Origin of the sequence: Streptomyces sp. UNOB3_S3, from assembly GCF_020740895.1 — a bacterium.
GTDB lineage: Bacteria > Actinomycetota > Actinomycetes > Streptomycetales > Streptomycetaceae > Streptomyces.
Genome location: NZ_JAILXP010000569.1, coordinates 1 through 3,041 on the forward strand (window position 1 = coordinate 1; position 3,041 = coordinate 3,041).

At 72.9% G+C, this 3,041-nt stretch carries 2 protein-coding genes and 1 pseudogene; all 3 read right to left on the bottom strand.

Annotated elements, in window-relative coordinates; all coding sequences use genetic code 11:
• Nucleotides 1–14: 14 nt before the first annotated feature.
• Nucleotides 15–995 carry a YafY family protein gene (locus K6I33_RS33700; RefSeq protein WP_229358593.1) on the bottom strand — a complete coding sequence of 327 codons (981 nt, stop codon included), beginning with the start codon at nt 993–995 and terminating at the stop codon, nt 15–17.
• Between the two features lie 268 nt (nt 996–1,263).
• The gene (locus tag K6I33_RS33705) at nt 1,264–1,887 is read right to left on the bottom strand and encodes a GntR family transcriptional regulator (RefSeq protein ID WP_229358595.1); all 624 of its coding nucleotides are present in this window, start codon (nt 1,885–1,887) and stop codon (nt 1,264–1,266) included.
• A gap of 161 nt (nt 1,888–2,048) precedes the next feature.
• Nucleotides 2,049–3,014, bottom strand: a pseudogene (sucB, locus tag K6I33_RS33710) (2-oxoglutarate dehydrogenase, E2 component, dihydrolipoamide succinyltransferase); the annotation flags it as partial.
• Nucleotides 3,015–3,041 lie beyond the last annotated feature (27 nt).

Below are 3,041 nucleotides of genomic sequence, written 5' to 3' on the forward strand. Positions count from 1 at the left end.
CCCACCCACCGGCCTCAGCCGTACAACCGTGCTGCCCGCCGCGCCGCCTCCGCGAAGCGGGATCGCAGAGAAGACGGACCCAGGACCTCCGCCTCCGGCCCCAGCGCCAGCAGCTGCGCGTACGCCACCTCCAGCGACTCCACCGGCAGGTCGACGGTCACCAGCCCCCGCCCGTCCGGGCCACCGGCGGCGGTCAGCGCCTCCTCCGCCGCCCGCGCGTCCGTGACGTGCGGCAGCCGTCGCGCGCCCTCCGGCGTGAGCCGCACCTCCACCCGTTCGCGCAGGATCGAGCGGGCGAACTCCGCCGCCCGTTCCTCCCAGAAGGCCGGCAGGTCGAATGAGTCCGACCGCTGGAAGCGCTCCTCCCCGACCGTGACGGCCGTGAACCGGTCCACCCGGTAGACCCGGAACTCCCCGTCCGCACGGCCGGCCGCGCGCGCGGCCAGGTACCAGACGCCCGCCTTGAGGACGAGCCCGTACGGCTCCAGGTCGCGCTCGACCTCGTCCCCGTCCCGGCGGGCGTAGCGGGCCGTCATCCGGCGGTCGTCCCAGACGGCGTCGGCGACGGCGGGCAGCAGTTCGGGCGGGTCGCCGGGCCGCCACCAGGCGGGGGCGTCCAGGTGGAAGCGCTGGGCGGCGCTCGTGGGGGCGTCGCTGAGTTCCGGGATCAGGGCGGCGGAGACCTTGAGGCGGGCGGCGGACGCGGCGTCGGCCAGGCCCATGTCGCGCAGGGCGGCCGGCACGCCGGAGAGGAAGAGGGCCTCGGCCTCGGCCCGGCCCAGCCCCGTGAGCCGGGTGCGGTAGCCGCCGATCAGCCGGTAGCCGCCCGCACGACCGCGGTCCGCGTAGACGGGCACCCCGGCCTCGGACAGGGCGGTGATGTCCCGGGCGACGGTGCGCTCGGAGACCTCCAGCTCGCGCGCCAGCTCACCACCGGTCATGGACGGGCGGGACTGGAGCAGCAGGACGAGCTTGATGAGACGGGCCGCGCGCATGGGCCCATGATGCCGGGACCACCAGGTCCCGTGGCGTGGTGGGGCGCGACGACAGGAACCCGCGTGCCAGCCAGGGCATCGGATCGAGCGCGCGGGGTCCTGTCGTCACCCCTGAGCCGTACCGCGACACAGGACAGGGCGGCGCGGTGCGGCTCCAGCGGGAGACGATACGCCTTTGATCGATGATCGATCAATCCTTCCCGGGAAACTTCCGGGGAAGGATCCGGGGCCGGACAGCCCCGGACGGCCCCGGACGGCCCCGGACGCGTCAGATCTGCGGCGCGCAGCTCAGCACGTGCCGCTTCAGCAGCTCCCCGATGCCCGGGTCGCGCTCCCGGAAGGCCCGGACGATCGCGGCGTGGTCCTCCGCGTGGGGCCGGGGCTCCGGGCTCAGCCAGCGGATCGACAGGGCCGTCCACACCTCGATGCCCAGGGACTCCCAGGTGTGGAGGAGGACGGAGTTCCCCGAGGCCTGGACGATCTCGCGGTGGAAGGCCACCGTGTGGCGCGCCTGGGCCTCGCTGTCGTGTGCCAGGTCGGCCGTCCGCAGGGCGGTCACCTCGCGCTCCAGCGCGGAGGCGTCCTCGGCCAGGGTGTCCGCCGACAGCTCGGCGGCGACCGCCTCCAGGCCCGCCCGGACCGGGTAGCTCTCCTTGAGGTCGGCGGCGGTGAGGTCGCGCACCCGGACGCCCTTGTTGGGGACGGACTCGATCAGCCGCAGCGACTCCAGCTCCCGCAGCGCCTCGCGCACGGGGGTCTGGCTGACGAGCAGTTCGGCGGCGATCCGCCGCTCCACGATCCGCTCGCCCGGCTGCCAGCGGCCGCTGACGATCCCTTCGAGGATGTGCTCGCGGATCTGCTCGCGCAGCGAATGGACGACGGGCGGTGACATGCGGTGCTCCTCGGCGGGGGATCTGGGTCCATTATCCCGGCAGGGGTGTTTGTTCCGGCAGGGGTGCCCGGATGGAGGCACGCGCAAGGGCGCGGCCCCGGCTCGTACGGATACGAAGCCGGGGCCGCGCCCTTGGCGGTGCAGCCGTGGGGCTACCGGGATCAGAGACCGATCTCGGTCTCGAACTCGGCGGCCTCCAGGATCTGCTTGACCGTGGTCAGGTAGCGGGCGGCGTCGGCGCCGTCCACCAGACGGTGGTCGTAGGAGAGCGTCACGTAGGTCATGTCGCGGACGCCGATGGTGGTGCCCTCCTCGGTCTCGATGACCACGGGGCGCTTGACCGTGGCACCGATGCCGAGGATCGCGACCTGGTTCGGCGGCACGATGACCGTGTCGAACAGCGCACCGCGCGAGCCGGTGTTGCTGATCGTGAAGGTCGCGCCGGCCAGGTCGTCCGGGCTGATCTTGCTGGAGCGGACCTTGCCCGCCAGCTCGGCCGTCTTCTTCGCGATACCCGCGATGTTGAGGTCACCGGCACCCTTGATGACCGGGGTCATCAGGCCCTTCTCCGAGTCGACGGCGATGCCGACGTTCTCGGAGTCGAAGTAGGTGATGGTGTTCTCGTCCTCGTTGATCCGGGCGTTGATGACCGGGTGGGCCTTCAGCGCCTGGACGGCGGCCTTGACGAAGAACGGCATCGGGGAGAGCTTGACGCCCTCGCGGGCGGCGAAGCCGTCCTTGGCCTTGGCGCGCATCCGCATGATCTTGGTGATGTCCACCTCGATCACGGAGCTCAGCTGAGCCTGGCCGTGCAGCGCCTTCATCATGTTGTCGGCGATGACCTTGCGCATGCGCGGCATCTTGACCGTCTGACCGCGCAGCGGCGAGACCGCGAGGGCCGGGGCGGCCTTCGGGGCAGCGGCGGCAGGGCCCGCGGCAGTCACAGTGGCCGGGGCCGGCGCGGCCTTGGCGGCCTCGGCGGCGGCGATGACGTCCTGCTTGCGGATGCGGCCACCGACGCCGGTGCCCGCGACGGTGCGCAGGTCGACGCCGGACTCGGCGGCGAGCTTGCGGACCAGCGGGGTGACGTAGGCGCCGTCCGTCGCCGGAGCGGCGACGGACGGCGCCTACGTCACCCCGCTGGTCCGCAAGCT

Coding starts and splice junctions, on each gene's coding strand:
- K6I33_RS33700 (WP_229358593.1), bottom strand. CDS start 995: ATGCGCGCGGCCCGTCTCATCAAGCTCGTCCTGCTGCTCCAGTCCCGC.
- K6I33_RS33705 (WP_229358595.1), bottom strand. CDS start 1,887: ATGTCACCGCCCGTCGTCCATTCGCTGCGCGAGCAGATCCGCGAGCAC.